Annotated in this window: 22 protein-coding genes; 7 read left to right on the top strand and 15 right to left on the bottom strand. The window is 49.3% G+C overall.

All coding sequences use genetic code 11. The features are described from left to right. Positions 1–173: 173 nt before the first annotated feature. Genes pyrC through IQ256_RS00860 form a run of 3 tightly spaced genes read right to left on the bottom strand, consistent with a single transcriptional unit; the run spans position 174 to position 3,557 of the window. Complete coding sequence (pyrC, locus tag IQ256_RS00870) at positions 174–1,202, bottom strand: dihydroorotase (RefSeq protein WP_193853287.1); 1,029 nt, start codon at positions 1,200–1,202, stop codon at positions 174–176. A gap of 51 nt (positions 1,203–1,253) precedes the next feature. Then, entirely contained in the window at positions 1,254–2,594 is a 1,341-nt protein-coding gene (locus tag IQ256_RS00865; protein WP_193853285.1) for a TAXI family TRAP transporter solute-binding subunit, read from the bottom strand. Positions 2,595–2,600: 6 nt separating this feature from the next. Then, positions 2,601–3,557, bottom strand: a complete 957-nt coding sequence (locus IQ256_RS00860; protein ID WP_193853283.1) for an NAD(P)/FAD-dependent oxidoreductase — start codon at positions 3,555–3,557, stop codon at positions 2,601–2,603. An 879-nt stretch (positions 3,558–4,436) separates the two neighbouring features. Here IQ256_RS00860 and IQ256_RS00855 point away from each other — a divergent pair. The 4 genes from IQ256_RS00855 (at position 4,437) to IQ256_RS00840 (ending at position 9,266) form a co-directional block, all read left to right on the top strand. After that, positions 4,437–6,941, top strand: coding sequence for a TonB-dependent hemoglobin/transferrin/lactoferrin family receptor (locus IQ256_RS00855; protein WP_193853281.1), 2,505 nt, complete (start codon positions 4,437–4,439; stop codon positions 6,939–6,941). Positions 6,942–6,991: 50 nt separating this feature from the next. Then, the gene (locus IQ256_RS00850; protein WP_193853279.1) at positions 6,992–7,609 is read left to right on the top strand and encodes an NADPH-dependent F420 reductase; all 618 of its coding nucleotides are present in this window, start codon (positions 6,992–6,994) and stop codon (positions 7,607–7,609) included. 183 nt (positions 7,610–7,792) lie between these two features. Then, positions 7,793–8,665: a glycosyltransferase gene (locus tag IQ256_RS00845; RefSeq protein WP_193853278.1), complete on the top strand. Its 873-nt coding sequence runs from the start codon at positions 7,793–7,795 to the stop codon at positions 8,663–8,665. Positions 8,666–8,867: 202 nt separating this feature from the next. Further along, on the top strand, positions 8,868–9,266 hold the full coding sequence (locus IQ256_RS00840; protein ID WP_193853276.1) for a hypothetical protein: 399 nt from the start codon (positions 8,868–8,870) through the stop codon (positions 9,264–9,266). A 53-nt stretch (positions 9,267–9,319) separates the two neighbouring features. Here the strand turns inward: IQ256_RS00840 and IQ256_RS00835 are convergent, their stop codons facing one another. Beyond that, positions 9,320–9,850, bottom strand: a complete 531-nt coding sequence (locus IQ256_RS00835) for a Na-translocating system protein MpsC family protein (RefSeq protein ID WP_193853274.1) — start codon at positions 9,848–9,850, stop codon at positions 9,320–9,322. A gap of 350 nt (positions 9,851–10,200) precedes the next feature. Between IQ256_RS00835 and IQ256_RS00830 the strand changes: the two genes are divergently transcribed. Continuing rightward, the gene (locus IQ256_RS00830; RefSeq protein WP_193853273.1) at positions 10,201–11,604 is read left to right on the top strand and encodes a Rieske 2Fe-2S domain-containing protein; all 1,404 of its coding nucleotides are present in this window, start codon (positions 10,201–10,203) and stop codon (positions 11,602–11,604) included. Positions 11,605–11,673: 69 nt separating this feature from the next. Here IQ256_RS00830 and IQ256_RS00825 read toward each other — a convergent pair whose 3' ends face one another. The 11 genes from IQ256_RS00825 to IQ256_RS00775 form a co-directional block, all read right to left on the bottom strand. Further along, positions 11,674–12,027 carry a VOC family protein gene (locus tag IQ256_RS00825; RefSeq protein ID WP_193853272.1) on the bottom strand — a complete coding sequence of 118 codons (354 nt, stop codon included), beginning with the start codon at positions 12,025–12,027 and terminating at the stop codon, positions 11,674–11,676. A 40-nt stretch (positions 12,028–12,067) separates the two neighbouring features. Beyond that, the gene (locus IQ256_RS00820; protein WP_193853271.1) at positions 12,068–13,480 is read right to left on the bottom strand and encodes an aldehyde dehydrogenase; all 1,413 of its coding nucleotides are present in this window, start codon (positions 13,478–13,480) and stop codon (positions 12,068–12,070) included. 148 nt (positions 13,481–13,628) lie between these two features. Then, positions 13,629–14,057: a dUTP diphosphatase gene (gene dut / locus IQ256_RS00815; protein ID WP_193853270.1), complete on the bottom strand. Its 429-nt coding sequence runs from the start codon at positions 14,055–14,057 to the stop codon at positions 13,629–13,631. A gap of 110 nt (positions 14,058–14,167) precedes the next feature. Continuing rightward, positions 14,168–14,656 carry a hypothetical protein gene (locus IQ256_RS00810; protein ID WP_193853269.1) on the bottom strand — a complete coding sequence of 163 codons (489 nt, stop codon included), beginning with the start codon at positions 14,654–14,656 and terminating at the stop codon, positions 14,168–14,170. Positions 14,657–15,119: 463 nt separating this feature from the next. Beyond that, a complete protein-coding gene (locus tag IQ256_RS00805; RefSeq protein ID WP_193853267.1) occupies positions 15,120–15,446 on the bottom strand; it encodes an AzlD domain-containing protein in 327 nt (108 codons plus the stop codon). Positions 15,447–15,456: 10 nt separating this feature from the next. Then, on the bottom strand, positions 15,457–16,206 hold the full coding sequence (locus tag IQ256_RS00800; protein WP_193853265.1) for an AzlC family ABC transporter permease: 750 nt from the start codon (positions 16,204–16,206) through the stop codon (positions 15,457–15,459). Between the two features lie 68 nt (positions 16,207–16,274). Further along, the gene (locus tag IQ256_RS00795) at positions 16,275–17,147 is read right to left on the bottom strand and encodes an AraC family transcriptional regulator (RefSeq protein ID WP_193853263.1); all 873 of its coding nucleotides are present in this window, start codon (positions 17,145–17,147) and stop codon (positions 16,275–16,277) included. A gap of 27 nt (positions 17,148–17,174) precedes the next feature. After that, entirely contained in the window at positions 17,175–17,957 is a 783-nt protein-coding gene (locus IQ256_RS00790) for an ABC transporter permease (protein ID WP_193853261.1), read from the bottom strand. A gap of 70 nt (positions 17,958–18,027) precedes the next feature. Beyond that, positions 18,028–18,885: an ABC transporter permease gene (locus tag IQ256_RS00785; protein WP_193853259.1), complete on the bottom strand. Its 858-nt coding sequence runs from the start codon at positions 18,883–18,885 to the stop codon at positions 18,028–18,030. 69 nt (positions 18,886–18,954) lie between these two features. Continuing rightward, complete coding sequence (locus tag IQ256_RS00780) at positions 18,955–20,268, bottom strand: PotD/PotF family extracellular solute-binding protein (protein WP_193853257.1); 1,314 nt, start codon at positions 20,266–20,268, stop codon at positions 18,955–18,957. 227 nt (positions 20,269–20,495) lie between these two features. Beyond that, a complete protein-coding gene (locus IQ256_RS00775; RefSeq protein ID WP_193853255.1) occupies positions 20,496–21,713 on the bottom strand; it encodes an ABC transporter ATP-binding protein in 1,218 nt (405 codons plus the stop codon). A 400-nt stretch (positions 21,714–22,113) separates the two neighbouring features. Here IQ256_RS00775 and IQ256_RS00765 point away from each other — a divergent pair, with 400 nt between their 5' ends. Beyond that, on the top strand, positions 22,114–22,512 hold the full coding sequence (locus tag IQ256_RS00765) for a gamma-glutamylcyclotransferase (protein WP_193853251.1): 399 nt from the start codon (positions 22,114–22,116) through the stop codon (positions 22,510–22,512). Between the two features lie 81 nt (positions 22,513–22,593). Then, positions 22,594–24,009, top strand: a complete 1,416-nt coding sequence (gene hydA, locus IQ256_RS00760) for a dihydropyrimidinase (RefSeq protein ID WP_193853249.1) — start codon at positions 22,594–22,596, stop codon at positions 24,007–24,009. Positions 24,010–24,462: the final 453 nt, after the last annotated feature.

The following is a 24,462-nucleotide window of genomic DNA, read 5'->3' as shown; positions in this document are numbered from 1 at the left end:
GGTGGGTTTCGGTGTGTAGCGCACGTAGCAAGACCCACCCCACCCTACGGGAAACACACTATGCTATCCCTCGGCTGCTTTTATGCGTTTTCCACTGGAGGGGATCTACCTCAGGCAGCAATCAGTTAGTGAATTACTCAACTCGAACTGACATTAACCAGATTAAGCGCGTGTTATACCATCTGCCACGTTAGCTGAGTGCCTGCACCTAAAGGCACCAGCCCAGAATCGGCAAAAGGCACCTGCTCAGGAATTTGCCAGCTCGTTTTGGTTAAAGTGATCTGCTGAGTATTGCGCGGCAGCTGATAAAAATCTGGGCCGTAGAAGCTAGCGAATGATTCTAGCTTATCTAGAGCATCGGCCCGCTCAAAGACTTCTGCATATAGCTCCATAGCATGTAGCGCTGAAAAGCAGCCCGCACAGCCACAAGAGGTTTCTTTGTGATCGCGGCTATGAGGCGCACTATCCGTCCCCAGGAAAAACTTCGGATTGCCTGAGGTCGCCGCCCGCACCAGCGCCTGACGATGCTGCTCACGCTTCAAAATGGGCAGGCAATAAAAATGAGGACGAATCCCACCCTTCAGCAACTGATTGCGATTAAACAACAGATGCTGCGGTGTAATCGTCGCCGCAATGTTGTTGCTTTTGAGGACAAACTCTGCAGCATCTGCGGTGGTGATGTGTTCCATCACAATTTTCAGATCAGGAAATCTTTGTCTCAGCGGGATTAGCTGCTGCTCAATAAAGACTTGCTCGCGATCGAAGATATCGACCGCTGTATCGGTGACTTCTCCATGTAGCAGCAACGGCATACCGACCTGCTGCATCGCTTCAAAGACCGCATCGCAGTTGCGGATATCGGTAACGCCAAATTCTGAATTAGTGGTGGCACCAGCCGGGTAGTATTTCACCGCTTTGACAAAGGCAGAGGCGCTCGCTGCAACAATGTCTTCTGAAGAGGTGTTGTCAGTCAGGTATAGCGTCATCAGCGGCTCAAACTGCTGACCTGCTGGGATAGCGGCTAGAATGCGATCGCGATAGGCCGCCGCATCCGCCAATGAGCGTACGGGTGGCTGCAAATTTGGCATCACGATGGCTCGCCCAAACTGGCGCACCGTATACGGCAAAACAGCCTGCAAAGCCGCGCCATCACGCAGGTGCAGATGCCAATCGTCGGGCCGAGTCAAGGTGAGCTTTTGCATTGTCTTATCATAAACCTCCTTAGCCACTTCACTCCGCCATCGAACAGCGATTCAATCGCTAGACTGTCCACCGGATTCAGCTTGATATAGAACAAGCTCTTGATGGTGAAGCGTTGTCATAGCAACTTCCCACGGAAATGTAAAAGACTGAAAAGATTCTGGCGAGATTTTATCGACATCTAAATCAATCACCACCTGCCGCAAAATTGAAAAGAGCTGCTGTCGCAGTATCTGTAATTGAGAGAGCGTTTCGGCCTGCTCCAACTGTTCTATCAGTGCCAAAATCTCTAAGTTGTAATCATCTGCCCGGTTCTTTTGACGCCCAATTAGCCACTGACGAAACTGCCAGACGCTAGAAACCGTCAGAAAAGATAAAGACAGTAAGAAGCCCATAGCCTCGGCGTATCTCACCACAAAAGAAGGCGTGTCTTGTCTGTAGTAGGCACTAGCCCCAGGATGCAGCGGAAAGCCAAGATTTTGACTGCGCTCAGGCGACTGGATATTCGCGGCTCTAGGCGTGAGAGCAATCAGTTCATTCCGATGCTCGTACAGCACACTTGTGATTGCTTTAACAATGTCAGGATTGACCTTTTCATTCGCAACCAGCAGCGCGCTCACGGCAATGACAGGCAAGTCAGTAGGCGGAATCGGCTGGCTGCCGCTATAGCTGCCCTGGGGAATCACCGTCGATTCTAAGTAGGGTTGAGTAAGCTGTAGAGCCCCTAGCTGTGAGATTTCAACGAGCTCAAGCTGATCGTCTTGAAAGAGTTCGGTCACCGATGGATTGCCTAAGCCGATAATGCGAAATAGGGCGTCAACCTCGCCTGCGCGTAAGGCTGTGTGGGCAGCTCCTGCTGACATCGGCACAGCTTCAAGATCGCGATCGGATAGGGCGTAGTGACTGGCCAATGGCCAAAATAGCTGATAGGAACCGCTGCCCGCTGGCATCAGGGCAATCCGCTTTCCCTGAAGGTCTCGTAGGGTCTGGATGTTGGCCGTTTTGCGAGCAATCAGGTGAAACATCTCAGGATATAGCTGCGCTACCGCTCTGACGGCTGGCTGCACCGGGGTATCGCTTTGTACCAGGGCTAGATCGGCGGCGCTTTTTTGCACGCTGTCCATATTTTGAGCCGATCCAGCTGAGGCAACAACCTCTATTTGAATGCCGGGTGCGTGCTTTTGGGTGACCTGTGCGATCGCCCGGCCAAAAGCATAGTACTCACCCGTTTCACCACCAGTAGCAAAGGTGATGTGATGGACTTGGTTGCGCGTTCTTAGCCATAGCCCAGCGCAGACTAACGTCGCCGCGATGCTCACGCCAACCAATACGCCTCGCAATACCTGCCGTCCGTCAGTGGTGCCTAATACCTTACGCACTAAAACAGAATCCATAGCCGTCTATGAATGATCCCAATCGGGTTTGACCGTTTTACGACCCTTGAGGTAGCGATCGATTGCCATAGCCGCTATACAGCCATCTCCTGCCGCTACAACCGCCTGCTTAAAAGGAGTATTGCGAATATCGCCAACGGCCCATACGCCTTCTACGCTCGTTGACATCATATCGTCTACCTGAACGCCGCCATCGTCATTCAAGGCAACTTGATCGCCGACAAAATCGGTAATTGGCTTAGAGCCACTTTTGTAGACAAACACCCCCTCAACAGAGAGCGTTTTCACGTCGGTGGTTCCTTTCTCTTTGATCTGAACGCCATTAACGCCAGCATCATCGCCGTTGATCTCCATCAGCCTGGTGCGGTTCCAGTGCTGAACATTAGATCGTCCTAATAGAGACTGAGCATGGTGATTGCCTTCGCTAGGCTGTTTATTTGTAATCCAATGCACCGTCTTGGCAAACTTAGTCAAGACTTCTGCTTCTTCTACCGCTTCTGGATTATCGCCCACGACCAAGACCTCACTCCCTCTGTGGAAAGCGCCATCGCAGGTCGCGCAGTAGCTGACTCCACGGCCTAGAAGCTCGGCTTCTCCTTTGAAAGAGGGTTTGCGACCCATTGCCCCGGTCGCGAGCACCAGCGACTTGCCGACGAACGTCCCCTCTGGGGTGTATACCTTTTTTTCTTCGCCGCTGATGTCAATGCTAAAGACCTGAGCGCGCTGATAGGTAGTACCAAAGTCAACTGCCTGCTGCCGCATTACATCCAAGAGTTCACCGCCGCTCACCTCCCCAGCGACGCCTGGGTAATTGGCTATTTTGTGGGTAATCGCCAGAGCCCCTACATCTGCATTCTTGTCTAAAATCACTGTTTTCAAATCAGACCTCGATGTGTAGAGGGCACAAGTGCAGCCTGCGGGGCCGCCACCGATAATAATCACATCAAATTCGTAAGTATCCAAAATAGGTATCCTAAGCGTAAAAAAGAAGAGAAAAATTCACCTTTACTCAACATAAAAGAGTAAAGGTGAACCCGATAGCCGAGAGGAAAGATTGCCGCAGCTAACTCATCTGCTGTCTGTCTTCCTCATTTAATAATGATGTTAGCGGGAAACGGTCGGTAAAGCGAAGAAACCTATTCCTAACTAGACGGCTGTTCTACTGCGAAACTGGCCGCTGTCATGCCTATCGTTCATGCCTATCGTATAGATCAAAGGGAAAAATACTAGATTGTTGTCGCTAACAAAACTTCAAGACAAATCGGCTATCGAGACAAACGAGACTGCTACAGGCTATGTGAATCTCTTTAAAAATGTATTGGCGATCGCGTTGATAGCTAAGCGTATCTCTAGCAAGCTTGGCTCTAGCAAACGTAACTTTAGCGAGCAAGAGCTATCCCAACAAAAGTCGCTATTGACAATCAAGACTGTAGATCTTCGGCAGACGCAGTAGAGTAATTCTCGATAGATTGAAGTTAACTTTTGTAAACAAGAGAAGCATTTAGCAGCATCTATCCGCGCTGATTTTTTGAAAAACTGCCTTTCACTAATCGGCGGCTGATCGATGGCAGTTTGGCTCTTCACTGCATCTTCGATCAATCAACACCGCATCAGATCTTTTTATTGATAATAAAAACCAATAGCTAGGGCAAGGCGCAATCAGAAAAGCGGTGATCACCGTTCGGTCTACTTTGTATCTTGTGATTCCTATGAAGTTGTCAATGACTGATGAGCAATCATAGAAAATTTACTTGACATCTATTCTCATCTAAACCTAGGCTGAATTTACCTTAAAGCCTGATTAAGCCGCGATTAGAATCCTGTTATTCATTCATTAGCCCCATGACTCGTCACCTTCTATCAATAATTATTCTTGCTCCTAGCGCTTTTGTCTCTTGGCTGCTGCTTCCGCCTGCCATATCGAAATCTGCTCAGCCTTATCGTATTAACCTTGTCGATAAAGCCGCCGAGAAGCCATCTAATCGCCCAGGTTTGCAGTCTTTCTCAGAGCTTTCTAGAACGCAGATACCCGAGGACTTTACGGCGATTGATGAAGAAACGGCCATCAATGAAGCTGCGTTCCAAACAGAGATGGTGTTAGTGGAAATTTCTCAGGCAGAAGCTAACAATGACGACGCTGACAGTGAAGAGTTTGGCGAGGAAGCGTTCGACCAGGAGATTCCCTCAGCAGAGTCGGGAGGAGTGCTCCGTTTGAACGTAACGGGTACTCGTAACCCTAGACCAATTCAAATTACGCCAGCCAATGTGCTGGTGATTGATGAAGCAGAAATCGATCGGCGCTTGATTCGCGATCTCTCAGATCTGATTCGATATGAGCCCGGCATCTCGGTTCAAGAGAATCTTCAGTTCGGCTCGCAGGGGTTTAATATCAGGGGCATCGATGGCAACCGCGTCTTGATTCAGGTCGATGGGATTCGTTTACCACCTGCCTTTCAGTCGGGCAGTCAGTCGGTCGTAGGGCAGGGCTTTAACATCGGGCGAGATTATTTTGATCTAGAGATCTTAAGGACGGCTGAGATTATTAGAGGGCCAGCCTCGGCGCTGTATGGTAGCGATGCTTTAGGCGGCGCGGTGAGCTACTTTACCTTAGAGCCGAGCAGCTTATTAGACGCGGCAGGAACCAATTCATCTACAGCACTTTCGGCCAAGTTTGATAGTGAAAACAGCGGCTTTGTGAATACGGTGGTGCAGGCAAATCGCTTTGGTAATTTCGATGCGCTGCTGGCCTATACGCGCCGAGATAGCTCGGAGTCAGCGAACTTAGAAGACGACCAAGAGGCCGATCGCAACAACTTTTTGGGCCGTTTTGTCTATCGGTTTAGTGATGAGCAGAGCCTAGATTTTACCGCTGAGTACTTTGGCGATCGCACCGACACAATCACCTCAGAAGAAAACCTGCCGCTGATCTCAAGTACGACTACCGCCTTTACAGAACAGATCGATACAGAGCGATCGCGCTTTAGCCTAGCCTACAAATATGACGATGAATTTAGCGACAGCTTCTTGAACTTTGGTCAGGCGCGGATCTATTTTCAAGATTCGCAGACCACCGAAGAGAACGAGCGAACTCTTCTCCCTTTCGACTTTGTGACGATGCGGCCTTCGAGCCAGCCAGCGCTAAGAGTAAGTGAAAACCGCTTTACCGATCGAATCTTTGGCGGCGACGTGCAGCTACGCAGCGATTTTGAGATTGGGACCAGCGAGCATCAGCTAACCTATGGGCTAGATGTGTCGAATACGTTTAACAATCGGCCACGTGATCGCACCCAAATCGATCTAGTTACTGGCGATCGCACCCAGAGTGCAATTCCTGACAACTTTCCTACCAAAGATTTTCCTGATTCCAACACGCTGCGTATTGGCGCTTATCTGCAGAACGTCATTGAAATTCCCAGCGCTAGGCTTAGCGTCATCCCCGGCATCCGCTACGACTATTACGATCTAAGTGTGGATTCTGATGAAGACTTTGAGCGTAACGGCGCGGTAGCCGCTGAGTTTAGCGATGGTGCATTCTCTCCTAACCTGTCGCTGGTCTACCAGCCAACCGAGCAGATCAGTCTCTACGGACGCTATTCCCGTGGCTTTCGCGCTCCCCTTTTTAACGAAGTCAATAGCGGCTTTACCAATCAAATCTTTGGCTATCGCACGCTGCCCAATCCAGATCTTGATGCCGAAACTAGCAACAGCTTTGAGCTAGGTGTTAGAGGTGCTTATCCACAGTTTGACTTTGGGCTGACCGGATTCTATAACCGCTATGACGACTTTATCGACTTTCAGCTCGTGGATACCGAAGTGGTTAACGGTCGTGATTTTGATGTTTTCCAGAACGTCAACATCGATCAGGCAGAGACCTTCGGTATAGAGGCGAACGCTGAGTATCGATTTAGCCCCGATCCTCACGGCTTTAGTTTACTCAGCTCTGTGGCCTGGACGATCGGTAACGATATTACTGGTGGCGAGGCGCTCTCTTCGGTTGATCCGATTGAGGCGATCGCCGGATTGCGCTACCGAGCCCCCGAAAACAGGTGGGGCACAGAACTGATTACAACGCTAGTCGGTAGAGCCAGAGGTGAAGGGTTTGATCCAGAAGATGGACAAGACCCCTTTGTTCCCAACGGGTTTGCCCTGTTTGATCTAATTGGATACTACCGCCTCGATTCAGATGTTACGTTTAATCTAGGTCTGTTCAATCTGTTCAACAACGAATATGTGCAATATTCTGACGTGCGCTTCTTGGATGCGAATGAAGATCTATTCGATCAGCGGCGCAATCGGTTTGACCAGCCTGGATTTAACGTGAGCGCGGGCGTGAGCTGGACATTTTAGTGGCTACGGTAAAATTTACTGAGGCTAGAATATACCCGAAGGGATCGAACATGAAAATTGGCATCATTGGCAGCGGCAACATTGGTGGTTCGCTCGGTCGACTGTGGGCAAAGGCTGGACACGAGGTGTTCTTTTCATCGCGGCATCCCGAGAAGCTAGACAGCTTAGCTAGGCAAGCGGGAAACGGCGCGCAGGCGGGAACTACTGACGAGGCGATCGCGTTTGCAGATCTCATTTTTGAAGCTGTTCCTTTTTCTGCCACAATGACGCTGCCTGTGGATGCACTCGCTGGCAAGATACTCATCACCGCTTCTAACTATTACCCTAAGCGCGATGGCGATATCGAAATTAACGCCCCTAGTCAGAGCGAAGCGCTGGCCAAAAAACTGTCTAGCACAGCGGTGGTCAAAGCCTTTAATATGATGTTCGCTGAGGAAATGGAAGCGCGAGCCAATGGTGAAACCGAAGAAAAGCTAGCCATCTTCTACGCAGGGGATAATGCCGAGGCTAAGGCTGTCGTGGCCCAACTGATCGAAGAAGCCCAATTTTCTCCTGTCGATGCAGGATCGCTATCTAATGGGATCTACTTCCAAAACGAAGCGCCGCTATATGCTCAGCGCTGGTCGCAGGCAGAAGCACAGCAGGCGCTAGATAAAGTTGAAGCGTGAATGATGAAAAAATTTAGGTCGGCTTTCAACTGACGCCTGCTAACCAGTTGTCTGTTGACTGACTGCCTTTTAATCTTGCTTCGACGCTGTTCTACCACTGTTTCAAATATCAATATCTTTGTTGGGGCCAAACGGTACAATGCTCTAGCGAATTTAATTTGGATGCTCTTTTTGGCCCTGCTTATGCCTGTTGATATTGCTCTTTCTATTAACCGTACGCTTCAGGTGCCGCTATTGGTAGTGATTAATTCCATCTTGAGCAATACAACTCATCAAGTGGACGCGCCAATGCGGTTCAATATTGTGGTACCGGTAGGAGAGAGTGCTTTTTTTGAAGAAAAGCTAGAGCAGGCATTTGCCGCTAAGTATGAGGGCGATCGCGTTCAGTTTCGAGTCAGAGAATTTACACCGCCTGGCTACCTGAAGCAATATTTAGACAACAAATTTCAGGAAAAGAAACTAGAAAGAAGACTTTCTCGCTACATGCAATACGCGAGACTCTTCTTTAAGGAAATATTTCCAGATGTAGGCCGCATGATCTATTTCGATGCGGATATTATTGTCTTAGGGGATGTGCGATCGCTCTTCGCTAAAGGTGACATCCTTACCCCAAGGAGCTACCTTGCCGCCGTTCCCCAATTCTTTCCAGCAATCTTCTACTTCAGCAATCCGTTCAAAGTATTTTCTGATCTTCGTAAGTTTAAAAGCACGTTTAATAGTGGCGTATTGCTCACCGATTTATCCTTTTGGACAGCGCAAACTTACGACTTACTTCAGCACTATCTAGACCTAGATAAAAAGAATAGCTATCGCCTATATCACTTGGGTGATGAAACGATCTTCAATCTAATGTTTAAAGATACCTACCGTCCTTTGCCCCCCCAGTGGAACTGCTGCGGCTATGGTCAGTCTCATTGGGTCGCAAAACTTTTAGGGAAGCGTCCCAAGGATATGAAGGTGATTCACTGGAGCGGCGGACATCACAAGCCTTGGCAGAGTGAACGGGTGATCTATTCAGATCTTTGGCGCAGCTATCTGCCTACGCCTCAGATTTGAACAAATATCATACGGCTACAGCTACATAGGCGCAGGATAGGTGTCCTATGAAAAAAGAGTCTTAAAAAAGTAAGCCTTTATGTCTATATGAAGATAAAACGTCTGACTGTACATGTCACACTCTACACCCTCTGCTATAGAGTCATTACATAGGGAGGCTCTACTATATGGATGTAGCCCAACAGCATGAATGTCTGCTTAGATGGAAAAGCACCTGCATAATTTGCATCTTCTAAAGATTCCTATAGAAGACAAAGTTAAGAAGCTATTCAAAACTGCGCTAGGCTATGAGCTTTGTCAGGTTGACTGTCGAATACTCCAGAGTTTTGATATAGCTATCAATGTAAAGCGGAAACACTCAGCTACAGAGATCTTTTTGCTTCAGCAAAAGCAGCCAGAACTAGCATACGATATAGGACTCACCATCAATCAGAACCTAAAAGGAAAGCTCGCACTAGCGCTGATGCGAGAGTTTGACCTGACAGTCGTTGATATCTCCTTTTTGCAACCTGCAACCTCTAGAAACTTTGGATTTTTTATTACAATCGATCGGCAGCAGCCATTGCTGTCACACCGCGCTGGATCAAAACATCTTATCTGATTGGGCTAAGTGTCCTCATAGTTAAGTGTCCTTGAATAAGCCCTTGTAGATGACTACCCCATAGACGAGGGCTTATTCGAGGGAGCGGATAGCTTCGCGATCAGACCCGTGCAGCTCTGCTGGTAGCAGGTATCAGCAATCATAGTAATGACTTTCACGTTGAGGTGTCGCTCAATTAGCGCGGCTATATGTCGATACATCAATGCATCGACTGTAAAGCAAAGCTGCTGAGCTTCACGAGTCCCTTCTTCAAATAGGAACCTCTCGACTGGCGTAATGCTGCCTTCTATCCACACGACTAGTCGATTGGAAAGCAGATCGCAATTTACCTGCTGAGGCGGCTTACCTAAGCGCTCCTTGTAGAGTTGTTCTATAGCCGCCGCGATAATTGGCAGCAGCTCATCGGCAATAGAAAGAGCCTGCTCATCAGGCGCTGATGAGCTACCGATGCTGGCGGGTAATAGCTGGCATAATGTTTCCTCTAAGAGCTGTCTTTCTAGTGACTGGCCCACGTCGTTGTTAGCAGAAACAGGATCTTGGTTGGCAGAAACAGGATCTTGGTTGGCAGAAACAGGATCTTGCATAGAGAATCGAAAGAGTGAGAGGACTGAACAAGCAAGCTTTTTTTCAGCTCTCGTTCGTCAGTGCAGTTCATAAACCGTATTGACAAAACAGCATCAGAGGCAAAAAACCTTTGCTTTAAGCGATGTAAATAAATATTAAGGGAAAATGTAATAAATTAATACATGTGCATAGCCGAATAAATTGGGCGGCGTTCACTACCTATAGCGTCCTTCGACGCATCCGGCCCCAGCTATATCCAACCAGCCATACCCCTCCACCACAGAATCACACCCGTGGTAGCAGAAAAATTCTGCTACCAATAAAGTTTTGTAACACAATAGAGGGGTACGACTAGCTTCTTCTGACTCATATGACGGCTATCCAAAATAAAACTTCGACTCAAGCAAAGAGTCCAGCTCGGCTGGCTGCAGGTGGGCCAGACCCCGATCGATTTGATTGGGCTGAAGCCTGGTATCCCGTTCACTATGTAAAAGATCTAAATAAGACTAAGCCGACTCGCTTTACCCTGCTCGGACAAGATGTAGTGATCTGGTGGGAGCCATCATCACAAGCCTGGCGGGTTTTGGCTGACCAATGTCCGCATCGGCTAGCACCCCTATCAGAAGGGCGCATCAATGAGGCAGGGCTATTGGAATGCCCTTATCATGGCTGGGCCTTTGCCGGTAGCGGTGCGTGCGAACAGATTCCGCAGCAGTCCCAAGACGGGGAAGCGCATCTGTCTAACCGGGCCTGCATTGATTCTTTGCCTACAAAGATCTGCCAGGATCTTCTCTTTGTCTATCCTGGCAAGCCAGAAAACGCGGCGCTTGTAGACATCCCTACGATTGAAGCGTTAGAGGCCGAGCCAGAAGGCTGGGTCATGCTTAACACCTTTCGCGACTTGCCCTACGACGCACTGACTCTATTAGAAAATGTATTAGATGCTAGTCACATTCCCTATACCCATCACAAGACGGTCAGCAAACGGGAAAACGCTGCGCCGATGCAGATGGATTTAGTCGCGTCGGGCAAGCAAGGCTTTCAGGGAATCTGGCCGGAAGGCCCACGCAAGGGTGAACTAGGGACTCAACACACTACCTTTGTGGCACCGGCATTGATGTATCATGACCTGACCTCAAAGCAGTTTGGCAGAACGTTGACGGTCGTGTACGCGACGCCCATTCGCAAAGGTGAGTGCCGGGTGTTTGCCAGGTTCCCTTTTAAGTTTGCTTCGAAGCTGCCGGGCTTTTTCATTGGGCTAACTCCTCGCTGGTACAGCCATGTCAATAACAACCGCGTGTTAGAAGATGATCAAATCTTTTTGCATATTCAAGAGAGGCTGCTAGAGAAGAGAGGCGATCGCCCCTACGCCCAAACCTGCTATCTACCGACCCAGGCAGACCGCTATGTGGTGGCCTTTCGCAAGTGGGTCAGTGAGTTTGCTGCCGATCCGTTTCCTGGTCAGCCGCTACCGCCCGAATGGTCTACCGAAGCTTTGATGGATCGCTATCACTCTCATACTAAACACTGTAGTAGCTGCCTCTCGGCGCTTCGACGCATTCAGCAGATTCGCCAAGCTGCGCTCATTATCAGTGCAATTATTTGGTCTCTTCTTCCTTTGACAGCGCTGATTTTCGGGACGCTTTCTTTATCTACAACTGCTTTGCTAGCCGCTACACCGCTGGCGGCAGGAGCACTGTGGCTGTGGTTAGGAAACCTAGAGAAAAAGTTCTATCAGGGCGACGCGACGCCGCCCCGGAATTTGCCTAGCTGAGGTTGACCCCGCCATCGGTGGCATTTGGCGGCGGCATTGCGAGTATCTGTCACGCAGACGCTTTCTACTTCAAGTATCTGACCAAACGCCGTATTCGTTACCGCTAGGACCAGTAAAGTGAAAACGACGTCCGCCTGGAAAGGAGAAGATAGGTCGGACAATCGTACCGCCTGCTTGCTCTATCTTAGACTGGGTGCTTTCCAATGCTTCGCTGTAGAGAACAACTAGCACGCTACCGTCTTCTGTAGAAACCTTTTTGTCAGACTTAAAAAATCCGCCGTTGATGCCTGCCCCTATGAAAACGGTATAGTCAGAGCCATAATCCTCGAACTTCCAATCAAAAATCTGAGTAAAAAAGGCTTTAGTCTTTTCTATATCTGTGGTTGGAAGTTCGAGGTAGGTGATCTTGTGTTGGTTGCTCATATTTTTCCTATGTATGAGACGTTGTTAAGTCGATGGGGTATCAAGACAGGCTGACGATTTTTTTGAAGAAATCTAGCTTCTTGGCGTAAGGCGGATAGCGCCAGTCGAGGTCTAGCCAGAAAGGTTTCTTTAAGATGCTCTTCATATGTGAGAACGTATCGAAGCTGGTTTTGCCGTGGTATGCGCCAATGCCGCTATCGCCGACGCCACCGAAGGGCATCCCCCAAATGGCAACGTGTAAGAAAACATCGTTGATGCAGACGCCGCCAGATGAGGTAGAAGAGAGAACTTTTTCTTGCAAAGATTGACTGCGAGAAAATAGATAGAGGGCGAGCGGTTTGGGCCTAGCGTTGATCTGCGCGATCGCATCATCAATATCCTGATATTCCAACACTGGCAAAATCGGCCCAAAGATCTCATCTTGCATCACAGGCGCATCCCAGCTCACGCTATCTAGCACGGTAGGGGCAATGAACTTATCGCCTCTGTCCGTTTGGCCGCCCGTGATCACTTCTTCACCTTCAATCAGGCTCGCTACTCGGTCAAACTGGCGATCGCTCACCAGCCGCGAAAAGTCTGAACTCTGCGCTGGATTATCGCCGTAGGCGTCTTGAATCACCTGCTGTAGAGCCTTCACAAAGTCCGACTTAATATCTTGGTGAACTAACAAATAGTCTGGAGCCACGCAGGTTTGCCCGGCATTTAGATATTTGCCCCAAACCACTCGCTTAGCAGCAACTTCTACGTTAATATCGCTGTCGATGATGCACGGACTTTTGCCACCTAGCTCTAAGGTGACGGGCGTTAGCTGCTTGGCTGCTGCTTCCATGACGATCTGGCCAACGCGAGTGCCCCCTGTGAAGAAAATATGGTCAAATTTTTCGGCCAGCAGTGCCTGAGCAGTTTCAACGCCGCCTTCTCTAACGGCGACATAGCTAGGATCAAAGGTGGATTCGATCAGCTCAGCCACAACCTTTGAGGTGGCTGGGGCGATTTCGGAGGGCTTGATAATGGCGCAGTTGCCAGCGGCGATCGCACCGATTAAGGGCGAAATCACTAGCTGAAATGGATAGTTCCAGGGGCCAATGATCAACACGCAGCCCAACGGCTCTGGCTGCACCCAGGCCGAACCCGGCATTTGAGAAAGCGGGATGCCAACTTTTTGCGGCTTCACCCAAGACTTCAGCTTCTTGAGCACATAGCTCAGCTCAGCGGTCACCCCAATCTCAAAGTAGCCTTCAAACTCTGGGCGACCCAAATCATCTTGCGCCGCCTGAATAATTGCATCTTGCCGCTCGGTAATGGCGCTTTTAAGCTTATTTAGCTGCTCTAGCCGAAAGTCTAGTGGCTTTGTTTTTCCGGTGGCAAAAAAAGCACGCTGACTTTGAATCAGATCTTGAAGCGATCGCTCCGAATCTTGAGCAGAATTAGGCGGAGCAGAAAGAGCTGTCATAGGAAGAGAAGATAGCAATTCCCCTCACTCTAAATGAAACATACCTGCGAATTCAACCGTCAACCCTGTAGTAGTTTGGCCGTCCTGAACCCGGTGCTCGTAATCCGTTGCCGTGCCCGGTGTTTGTCAGGTGTTCGTTGCTGGGTCCTTACAGACCGGAGGAACCAAATCCACCCTCATTTCTAGCCGAGTCTGACAGGCTGCTTACTTCTTCTAACTCTGCTCGAATCACGGGCACAATCACCATCTGAGCAATTCTCATCCCAGCTTCTATCTCAAAAAGTCGTTTGCCGTGGTTGATTAAGATGACTCGAATCTCACCGCGATAACCGGCGTCGACGGTGCCGGGCGTATTCAGGACGGTAATGCCGTGATTGAGGGCGAGGCCGCTACGAGGGCGAACTTGGGCTTCGGTATGGGGAGGCAGTTCGATGGCGATGCCAGTCGGAATAAGAGCGGTTTCGCCCGGATGGATAGTTTGGGGCGCGATCGCACACAGATCCATACCCGCATCACCCTCATGCTCATAGCGAGGCAGCTTCGCATTTTCGGCCAGTCGCAGGATTTTCAGTTTCATCATGTGTAGTTTAGAGGGTCAAGATACGCTCGTAGCCACTCCAATCATCGGTGTAAAACAACTTTCGCCAATTTTCACCCATTTTCTTAGGCGGCACTACCCACCAGGCTTTACTCTTCAAAGGAAATCCTTGAGCAGTCCCCTATGAGCTGGTATCCATCGTAAATCTCTTCTCCACTTCTCATCACCACAACTGTCCCCCTTTCGTTGTTTGCGTTTAGAATCCCACGATAGCCATCATCGGTTTCAAACTCATTCCAATCGCCGACGGGCACAGAGGTAGTCTCGCTAATCTGCCGGAGTTCAACCAACGTCGTGCCGTGGCCGCGACCATCCGGCGTAGCGATATCAACAGAATTTTCCTCCGGCCTCCAGACTGACCAATTAATGAACTTACCGTCTCTATTCGCAATCTCTAGTCCATTCGACCAGGTGATAAACGTCAAGCCACAGGCATGATTTTCTTCGGTCTTAATCGCAGCACCGAGCATGTTCGTAAGATTATCAGCTACCTGCTCAGCAGGCTCGCCAAAGGCTGATTCTGTTATCAGCTGGCTAGAAGAATCGATAGTTTTGATGCCTGTAGATGAAACTTCCACAGCAGCTTTGTTGCGGTTGAAAGCGATTCCACAAGAAGCTGTAGAGAGCATTAGGAGCGCACATATTGGAAGCAGAACATAGCTACGATGTGATTTTTTCAAAGATAGCATTACAAACAAGAAGTAGATAAAGATCAATGTGAAGCAAGGTGGCAACGCTGATGCCGCTAATGTTTGTGCGCTGTGGTTCAGTACAGCGCAGCGTAACCTTCAATGAAGGCGGCTCCTTACTCATCCTATTGTTTTGGAACTGTGTACTATTTGCCTACTCACTTGGCTCAATTTTATAAGTGACTGTCTCAAGAACAACTTCTATATTGTCTTTCCTTTAGCCTTATCTGCTTGGGTTTGGTGTGACACTGTCACCTATTCCACGTTTTACTGAAGCACAGCGTTTTACTGAGGCACAGCCTACTCGACTGTCTTTCTGGCGGAGTATCAGACTGACGGAGTTTCAGAATTCTCAAGATAGCAGACTCAGCGCCGCCTGCCAGCCAAAGAAGCTCGCCATGCCAAGCACAATCGTCAGTAACAGGTTTTTGGTAATTAAGCTGATCAGGATAGCGGTGATCGCGCCCACTAGCCTTGCGTTTCCATAGCCGATGGCCAAACTGCCTTCACTGATCAGCACTTCGGGTATCACGATTGCTGTGAGTACGACTGGCGGCACATAGCGCAGCGCTTTGAGTAAAGTAGGAGAAAGAACAATACGATGGCTTGCGCCAAACATGCTGTAGCGAATGACAAAAGTTGCGATCGCCATGCCGCTAATAATCAAAAATTCATTCATGATAATTCTCCTAGTTTTTGATGCTAGCAGTCGGTTCTATGGCTTTCTCGCTGAGAACGCCTGCGATAATGCCTGCGATCGCCGCCGCCATCAGACCTAGCTTGTGCGGCATTCCATATCCTAGAACCGCTATCACGCCCGCGACTATCACTGCGATTCCCATCGGCTTATTCTTCACATATGGCACAACCATGCCGATAAACGTCACCGACATGGCAAAATCCAATCCCCACTCAGCGGCATTAGGAACTAGCTGACCAGTTGTAATTCCTAGCAACGTGCATAGCTGCCAGTTTAGGTACATTGTTAGCGCCGCGCCGATGTAGTACCAATGCTTGAAAGCAGATTGCTCGTTCGATTCGTACCGACGAATACCCACTGCGAACGACTCATCCGTCAGCCAAAAAGCCATCAGCATCTTCCACATTTGCGGCAGCTTTTTTGCATACGGCAGCAGACTCACCGCATATAGCAAATGCCGCAGGTTCACCACAAACGTAGTCAGCACGATTAGTAGCCAGTTCGTTTTAGCTGCAATCAGCCCTGCCGCAATGAACTGCGATGAACCTGCAAAGACAAAGATCGACATCGCTAGCGTGCCGCTCGGTGAAAGTCCAGCCGTGGTTGCGAGCGTGCCGAAGATAATACCAAACGGAACAGCGCCTACCACTAGCGGAATAATGTCTCTCGCACCTGCCCAAAATTCGGTGCTAGGCGATGGATCTATCAGTGGCTTGCCTTTAGAGAGAAACTTTGACATCAGCTAGTAATACTTCCAGAACCTGGTTGTCTAGATTGAGATCACTAGCCTATTAGAAGAAGTCGCACTCAGTCTTGTACGTTTTTGCAGCCGCGTACATACTGCCCAGGCGTAACGCCCACAATCTTCTTGAAGTGCCGATGTAGATGGCTTTGATCGACGAATCCTGTCTCTACGGCGGCGGCGGCAATCGACCAGCCAGCAGCTAGCAGCCGCTTCGCTCGGTAGACCCGAACCTGAGTGAGATAGGCGTGGGGCGGTAAGCCGATCTCTGCTTTAAACGCCCTAAGCAGACGCAGCGGCTTTAGCCCAACCTGAGCTGACAGCTCGCTCAAAGCAATATTTTGGGCGTAATAGGCGCGTAGATAGTCACGGATCTTTTGGACTGCCTGATGTTCTTTGCCAATGATTTTCGCGGCAGGGCGATCGCTCGCATAGCCTCGGACTAACTGCGACAGTCCCCACAAGAAGCGAGATTCTCTTTCCAGCGCGGAAGGAGACTTTTCAAGGACGCGGTGCAAGGCAACCATTTGACGATTGAGCAATGCATTGTGGATGACAGGAGAGGGAAAATAAGGCACCGAGCTTATGCGCCTTTCTGTTAGTTCTGACGTGGCCTGCTGCAGCCAGTCAATAGCAGGCAGCAGCGTTCGATAGGTCCACCCCGTTTCCAGGACGGCTTGCCCAGTGTGCATTTCTCCTGGATGCGTCACCACGATACTGCCTGCTGGCGCGGTATGCACCGCACCTTGATACTCAAACTTCATCGCGCCTGATTCAACAATCGCAATCCCAAACCCTTCGTGGGCATGGCGAGAGAAAGAGTAGTCAACATAGGTAGCACGCAGCATCTCCAAGTCGCGCAGCACCGGATCTCGCCAGAATTTCACCTGTTCTTGTGGCTTCTGCTGTAACTTTTTCGGCTTTTTGGTGCGGCGCATGTCTGGTTTGATTAACGAGTTGATTAACTAGCGAGAGAAAAACTTGTAGGCACCGAATCCAACGGCGATCATTGTGGCCGAGAATAGCGTCGTTAATGTCCCTAGCGCATACAAAGCTGGAGAGGTGACGTTGGTTGTCATTCCAAAGATTTCTAGGGGCAAGGTGTTGTATTGCCCAGATACTAGAGACGTACGGACAAATTCGTCATAGGAGAGCGTGAACCCTAGCAGCGCAATGCCAATTAGGCTAGGAAAGATCAGTGGCAGAACTACCTCTCGAAACGTTTGCACATCACCTGCGCCTAGGTCTTTAGCAGCTTCTTCGTAGTAGGGATTAAAGCGGTTGAACACGCCTAGCATAATCAAAAATGCAAACGGCACCGTCCAGGTTAGATGTGCGCCCAAGCCGGATGTAAACCAGTTAGTCTGAATGCTTAAAACCTGAAAGGTGATACCGATGCCAAGAGAAATCAATACGCCCGGCACTACTAGGCTAGAGATAGTCAGATAAAAAAGTGCTAAGGAGCCTTTGAACCGGGCGCGAAATGCCATACTCGCCATCACACTGACAACGATTGCGATCGCCACCACCAGCAGCCCCAGCCAAAACGACCGCTGAAATGACTCGACAAAGCTGCCTACTCGCTGTTCTTGAAACACCTGACCTAGCCAGTAAACGCCAAAGCTACGCACCGGAAAAGTCAGCGCGCCGTCTGGGCCTTGCAGCGACAGCGTAAAGATTGTCAGCATCGGGCCATAGAGAAAAAGCACAAAGAGCGCAAAGAAGACGGTCAGGATTTTTTTGGTCATGATGGTGAAAGGAAACTCAGGGGCGATGACGACACGCTTTGACTACAGCACTTTGACGACAGCGCTTGGACTACAATTCTTTGCGAATATCAACCACTCGTAAAATGCCGGTGACTAGTACTAGCGTGATCAGCAGTAGAATGACTGCATTTGCTGCGGCTAGCGGATATTGCAAGCTACCAATTTGAGTGCTGATCAGCTTGCCAACAGAAGCAGACTGGCCACCGCCCATCAGCCGCACTGTGACGTACTCGCCCATCGTCAGCGTGACCACGAAAATAGAGCCAATCGCGATGCCTGGCGCAGTGAGTGGCAAGATAATTTCTTTGAGAACGTCGAAGCCAGATGCGCCCATGTCTCTGGCGGCGGTAATCAGCGTTCGATCGATCCGCATCATACTGTTGAACACAGGCGCAATCATAAAAAAGTTGTACAAATGAACCATGCCTAGAACAATGGCAAAGTCAGAATAGAGAAACCACTCTACGGGCGTTTGAACAGTGTTTAGATTTAGCAGTAGCTGGTTGACCAATCCTTCTCGGCCCAGTAGCGGAATCCACGAAATCATGCGGATGATGTTCGAGGTCCAAAAGGGAATCGTGCAGATTAAAAACAGCAGCACCCGTACGCTTTCGCGCTCTATGCAAAAGGTAAGGTAGTAGGCGATCGGAAGTGCGATCGCCAAACAAGCTTCCCACACTAACACCACATACTTGAAAGTATTGATGTAGGTAGCAAGAGAAACCTGCGAAGTGAAAATACTAATGTAGTTGTCGAATGAGAAGGCAGGCGTCATCGAATAGCCGTTAAATTGCCAGAAGCTGACAACCCCAATCATAACGATCGGGAACACCAAAAACATCAAGAGAATCAACGCTTGCGGTGTCGCTAAAAGATAAGGTTGAAATGTTTTCCAAGTTCTATACATAGTCTTTTTAGACCTTGTTGTCATTAGACGCTGCTGTCTTCTCTGTCCTTATCTTTGGTCGCCCTATCCTTAGGCGGCAATAAACTCATTCCACTTTTGCACCAGATAGACCTGTTCATCCATCGTTGAGTTCCAAACAACAACACTGCCCATTCGCTCTTCAAACGAGCCGCCATCTCTAACAGCGCCCGCTTTCTCTAGGGTTGTCCCAAACGGATCGACCATATCCACGGCGGCGGCCTGTCCTTCATACCAAAAGTCCCACTCTTCTGGCGACATAAACTTCCTCGCATTTTCAGGCACGGCGCTGTAATAGCCCTGGCGACCTAAGAACGCACCTACCCAACCATCGAGCAGCCAGTCCATGTAGGCATAGGCGGCATCTAGCTTAATTCCCTCCATAGCTGCCGACATGCCGATACCGCCACCCCAGGCCCGATAGCCTTCTTCTAGGGGCGCATAGACACATTCCAAGCCTCTCGCCTTCACCGCTGTCACCGCTGGAGACCACATTGACTGCAAGACCACTTCGCCTGAAGCCATCAGGTTAACCGACTCATCAAACGTTTTCCAGAATGCTCTAAACTGTCCATTTCTCTTTTGTTCGATCAAAATATTCGTAACCTGATCGATCTCTGCTTTGGTCATGTTGCCTTTGTCGCCAAAGGTCATCAGACCCGCCGCCTCTACGACCAGCGCCGCATCCATAATGCCGATCGAAGGGATATCTAGAATTGAAGTTTTTCCTCGAAATGCTGGGTCAAACAAATCGGCCCAGCTAGTGATCTCTTTATCGACTAAATCAGGCCGATAGCCCAAAGTGTCAGCGTTGTATTGAAAAGGGATCAGCGTGGCCCAGTTGGTAGGCGTATCTGAGAATTCTCGTGAGTCTTTATCCTTGAGGTACATCACTTTGATAGGTGCGGTTCCCTGGGCATTTTCGACCGGCAGGCCGTTAAATTCACCAACAGTAAAGATCGAGACAATTTTGTCGAAGTTTTTGACTCTGCTGATATCAATGGGCTGTAGATTTCCCGATGGAACGACTAGCGGCAAGCTAAAGTACTCACCATCAAACATGTCATATTGGCCAGGCTGCGTAATTGCAATCTGATTATTTTCGTCAGTGCTCAGCGCTCTAAGTTCGATATTGAATCCTAGATCTTCCTGAGCTTTATCTCGAATATCGTTGATTTGGGCAACGCCTGTTCCAATGAAGCGAAGCGTGACATCTTTGATATTGTTGGCATTTACTTCTGGGCCAGTTGCGGGGTTATTAGGCGTACCTAGAGGAGCATCGGCTTGACCACAGCGAGCAGTTGCTAGCGCTGCGCCAGTTGCTAATCCAGTTTGAAGTAAGCGTCTACGAGTGAATTGGGGCATTTTCTTAGTGAGATAAAATCACGATAGGACAATCACGATGCCAGATCTGTTGGAATGATTCGCTGTTGTCTGGCATATGGCTCTGCGAGATAGAAGAGTTAACGGATGCAGATTCTTGAAACTAATAAGTGAATCTAGCAGAGATAGCTTATTAAACAACAGTGCGTGAAAAATAAATACTAACAACGTCCGTTTCCTTACAAATTTTAGTGCCGGCACAGGCTAAATCAGTAAGGTAGGAAAACACAGTCGCTTGCAGCCCAGCGCACGGAAACAGCCTGGCCGACAGTAAGATTGGCATTTGCCCAGTCGGTCGTTCGAGCCTTGTAGAGTAAGGCTTGCCCGGTCGCTGCTAAAACTAGAGAAACGCGAGTCACGTAGCCAGTCATTTCTACGTCTGTCACTCGCGCTGTAACCGCATTAATTCGAGTCGCGCTTAGGGATGAGGTCGCTCCATTAGTAGAAAAGGCATTGTTGGAAAAGCCATCTGGCGACGGCGATAGTTCGATTAGATCGGGTCTGATAGAGCAGGCAGCCTCAGATCCTCTAGGGGTAGGAATTCCCTGACAAAAGATTGGCCCAACGCCTTCAACGTCTAATTCGATCAGCTCGCGATCGGTTTTATTAGAAGATGTGCCAACAACTTTGCCAGTGAATATATTATTGTCTCCAATAAACTTGGCAACGAACTGAGAGGCGGGTGCGTTGAAGAGTGCGGTTGGCGTAGCGACTTGGTCAATATGTCCATGATTCATAACGACGACCTGATCAGAAAGCGAAAATGCTTCTTCTACATGGTGAGTGACCTGAATGAAGGTAAGTTTGAACTGTTGCTGAATATTGCGTAGTTCGCCGCGCATTCTAACCCGCAAATTTTCGTCGAGGGCGCTAAGCGGTTCATCTAGCATCAGCACCTGAGGCCGGGTCACCAAGGCTCTAGCGAGGGCAATCCTTTGCTGCTGACCGCCGCTGAGCATATCGGGGCGGCGTTTGGCAGTGTGGCTAAGCCCAACGAGCTCTAGGATCTCGCCGACTCTTTGCTGGCGATCGCGCGCCGAGACCCTTTGCATCTTTAACCCAAACTCCACGTTTTGCCAGATAGTTTTATGAGGAAAAAGTGCGTAGTTTTGAAACATCATCGCCGTGTTGCGCTTGGCAGGCGGTAGATGGGTCACTTGCCGCTCACCGATGTAGACTTCACCTTTTGTAACGGTTTCATGCCCAGCAATCATTCTTAGCGCCGTGGTCTTACCGCAGCCGCTCGGTCCTAGCAGGCAACAGTAAGCACCGGCTGGGATATCGAGGGTGATGTCTTGAATAGCGGTAAAAGAACCGTATTTTTTAGTCACTGAGCGCAGGGAGACGCCAGCCGCTTCTGCTTTACGGTCAGCGACTGAGTGCTCAGTCGCTACAGAAACTGGTGACTTAGTCGTTGATAGAGCCATATGCATTCACGATAGGGAAAGGCTTAGAAACAGCGATATTGCCGATCGAGACCGAGCTAGGGTTGACGTAGTACGTTTGACTTCTTTTGAACCGCAATACCTGATCATAAGCTTTGGGCAGAAGCAAGGACTGTATCCGGTTTATCCAAATATCGAGCGAATTTCCCTTTGCTCTGGGCCGATCGCGGGCTGCTCTGCTCACAGGCGCAGACTATAGAAAGCGAGAAAGCGAATGAATGGCGACTTCTGCTGGCCAAAGTATCGCCTTACCAAAGTATCGCCTTAGGTATGGCCCTAAGTATCACTAAGTATCATTTGCCCTACACAAGAACTAATTTCTGCTAAAAGTTGGCTAGTTAGGTTTAACCCTACAGTCAACTAAATCACGCTATCTTCTTCTATGTCGAAAATTCCTTCTAAGTTTGTTTTTATCTGTGGCTCAGCGCTAACCGGCCAGCCCGACCATCAAAATCTGCAGTCGGCTACGCTGATTCGAGCAGCCAAAACGGCACCCCGCTATCGGCTGCATTCAGTCAAAGACGGCTGGCATCCAGGTATTTATGAAACTGCTGAAAACGGTGTCTCTATTCCAGGGGAACTGTACGAGCTGACTTTAGAACAGTACGAATATCTGGTCTCGACAGAACCGCCAGATATGTATCCAGAAGAGATTACTTTGGAAAATGGAGAGCAGGCGATCGCGATGCTCTATCCCAAAGCGCTGATAGAAGAGAACAACTATCCCGATATTTCACATCTTGGTGGATGGGCTGCTTACAAAGAACAGCATCCAAGCTAACCAAAGCAAACTAGAAAAAAAGTCAAGCTGACTAAAGAAGTCAAGCAAGCACTAAGAAGAAGCTAAAAAGGAGCTGATCAAATGAGCAAGTCGCTGATCAAGGGTGGCCGAGTCGTCACCGCCGTCGATGACTACATAGCAGACGTGCTGATTCAAGACGGAAAAGTTGAGGCGATCGCCCGCTCCTTAGCGGTAGAAGAGGCCCAAATTCACGATGCCACCGGCCTACTGGTGCTGCCCGGTGGCGTGGATGTGCATGTTCATATGGAAACGCCGATGGGCGACGGCGTCTATACCTGCGATACGTTTGAAAGTGGGACTAAATCTGCTGCTTTTGGCGGCACGACCACGATCATCGACTTTGCTCAGCAGTTTAAAGGGGAAAGCCCTAAGCTAGCGCTCGATCGCAGACTGGCAGATGCCGCGCCGCAATGCTGTGTGGACTATGGCTTTCATGTCATTTTGACCGATGCGAATGCCGATGCGATCGCAGAGCTCCCAGATCTGGTCAACCACGAAGGCGTCTCTAGCTTCAAGCTATACATGGCCTACCCAGGCGTGCTGATGGTAGATGACGCGGCCATCTACAAAATCATGCGAAAAGTTGGCAGTCACGGTGGCATGGTCAATGTCCACGCTGAGAACGGCATGGTGATTCAAGCCCTAATAGAAGAAGCGCTGGCGGCGGGCAACACTTCTCCTAAGTTTCACCAGCTGACTCGGCCCAGGCTGATGGAAGGAGAAGCCACCCACCGAGCAATCCGAATTGCAGAGCTCGCAGAAGTGCCGGTGTATATTGTTCATCTCTCGGCCAAAGAAGCCTTGGATGCCGTTGTAGAAGCGCGCGATCGCGGCATCCACGCCTTCGCCGAAACCTGCCCACACTATCTTTTCCTCGACAATTCTCAATATGACCATCCAGGGTTTGAGAGTGCTAAATATGTCATGACTCCCCCCCTACGCGACCATCACTGCCAGCACGAACTTTGGCGCGGCCTTAGATTTGACGATTTGCAAATTGTTGCGACCGATCACTGCCCCTTTTGCTTCAACGAAAATCCAATGGGGCTGCTCAAGTCCAAACGCTACGGTCAAGATAACTTCAACAAAATTCCCAACGGTGCTCCTGGCGTAGAACTTCGGCTAGAACTGCTATACGATGGCGGCGTGCAGACAGGCAAAATCAACCTCAACAGATTCGTACAGCTAACCGCCACCGCACCAGCCAAAATGTTCGGCTTATTCCCCCAAAAAGGAACCATCGCCGTCGGCAGCGACGCCGATATTATCTTGTTCGACCCCACCAAAGAACATACGCTAAGTGCTAATACTCACCATTCAAACGTAGATTACTCTCTTTTCGAGGGCCGGAGCATACAGGGCAAAGTCGAAAAAGTCTTTTTACGCGGGAAGTTAATTGTAGAGGGTGAGCAGTGGCTAGGCAGCGCTGGCATGGGACAGTATATCAATCGAACTGCATCAGGTCACATACTGTAGGTCCAAAGTCTACAAAACTAAGGCAGTAACAAGCAGGATAAAGCGATAAGAATAAGATGAAAGTCGCTAGAAAGAAGTACGCTTAACAGCACTTAACGTCTCAGCATCCAAAACTTAGGTAGCTGCGTAATCACTATGTCGTAGGAGTATGTCGAAGGAGTGCTTTATCCAAAGTCGTAGCTTTGCTATCTCCATCAAAAGAAGTAGAGAAAAAATGGTTATAAAAGTAGCTCATAGCCAGTCAAACAAAAATATTCTGTTGCTCTGTTGTTCATCTGTCTGTTTTTAAGAACAGTCACTTTTTGCACAGGGTTTCAGCCTTAAGGTAAGCTTGCTAGAACCAATCATAGAAACAGCGTGCCATTCCATCGGCTTTCATATTATTTTTAGTATAAAATGCATCTTGATAGAAATGCAGGGCTGCACCGATACGGTCTTCCCTCACAAGCTTTT

Source organism: cf. Phormidesmis sp. LEGE 11477 (assembly GCF_015207105.1).
GTDB lineage: Bacteria > Cyanobacteriota > Cyanobacteriia > Phormidesmidales > Phormidesmidaceae > Phormidesmis.
Note: the sequence above shows the minus strand (reverse complement) of the source record. Positions and strands in the feature narration are given on the sequence as shown.

Coding starts and splice junctions, on each gene's coding strand:
- IQ256_RS00865 (WP_193853285.1), bottom strand. CDS start 2,594: ATGGATTCTGTTTTAGTGCGTAAGGTATTAGGCACCACTGACGGACGG.
- IQ256_RS00805 (WP_193853267.1), bottom strand. CDS start 15,446: ATGAATGAATTTTTGATTATTAGCGGCATGGCGATCGCAACTTTTGTC.
- IQ256_RS00820 (WP_193853271.1), bottom strand. CDS start 13,480: ATGACAGCTCTTTCTGCTCCGCCTAATTCTGCTCAAGATTCGGAGCGA.
- IQ256_RS00840 (WP_193853276.1), top strand. CDS start 8,868: ATGGAAAAGCACCTGCATAATTTGCATCTTCTAAAGATTCCTATAGAA.
- hydA (WP_193853249.1), top strand. CDS start 22,594: ATGAGCAAGTCGCTGATCAAGGGTGGCCGAGTCGTCACCGCCGTCGAT.
- IQ256_RS00800 (WP_193853265.1), bottom strand. CDS start 16,206: ATGTCAAAGTTTCTCTCTAAAGGCAAGCCACTGATAGATCCATCGCCT.
- IQ256_RS00850 (WP_193853279.1), top strand. CDS start 6,992: ATGAAAATTGGCATCATTGGCAGCGGCAACATTGGTGGTTCGCTCGGT.
- IQ256_RS00845 (WP_193853278.1), top strand. CDS start 7,793: ATGCCTGTTGATATTGCTCTTTCTATTAACCGTACGCTTCAGGTGCCG.
- dut (WP_193853270.1), bottom strand. CDS start 14,057: ATGAAACTGAAAATCCTGCGACTGGCCGAAAATGCGAAGCTGCCTCGC.
- IQ256_RS00835 (WP_193853274.1), bottom strand. CDS start 9,850: ATGCAAGATCCTGTTTCTGCCAACCAAGATCCTGTTTCTGCCAACCAA.
- IQ256_RS00795 (WP_193853263.1), bottom strand. CDS start 17,147: ATGCGCCGCACCAAAAAGCCGAAAAAGTTACAGCAGAAGCCACAAGAA.
- IQ256_RS00765 (WP_193853251.1), top strand. CDS start 22,114: ATGTCGAAAATTCCTTCTAAGTTTGTTTTTATCTGTGGCTCAGCGCTA.
- IQ256_RS00785 (WP_193853259.1), bottom strand. CDS start 18,885: ATGTATAGAACTTGGAAAACATTTCAACCTTATCTTTTAGCGACACCG.
- IQ256_RS00830 (WP_193853273.1), top strand. CDS start 10,201: ATGACGGCTATCCAAAATAAAACTTCGACTCAAGCAAAGAGTCCAGCT.
- IQ256_RS00855 (WP_193853281.1), top strand. CDS start 4,437: ATGACTCGTCACCTTCTATCAATAATTATTCTTGCTCCTAGCGCTTTT.
- IQ256_RS00775 (WP_193853255.1), bottom strand. CDS start 21,713: ATGGCTCTATCAACGACTAAGTCACCAGTTTCTGTAGCGACTGAGCAC.
- IQ256_RS00780 (WP_193853257.1), bottom strand. CDS start 20,268: ATGCCCCAATTCACTCGTAGACGCTTACTTCAAACTGGATTAGCAACT.
- IQ256_RS00825 (WP_193853272.1), bottom strand. CDS start 12,027: ATGAGCAACCAACACAAGATCACCTACCTCGAACTTCCAACCACAGAT.
- IQ256_RS00790 (WP_193853261.1), bottom strand. CDS start 17,957: ATGACCAAAAAAATCCTGACCGTCTTCTTTGCGCTCTTTGTGCTTTTT.
- pyrC (WP_193853287.1), bottom strand. CDS start 1,202: ATGCAAAAGCTCACCTTGACTCGGCCCGACGATTGGCATCTGCACCTG.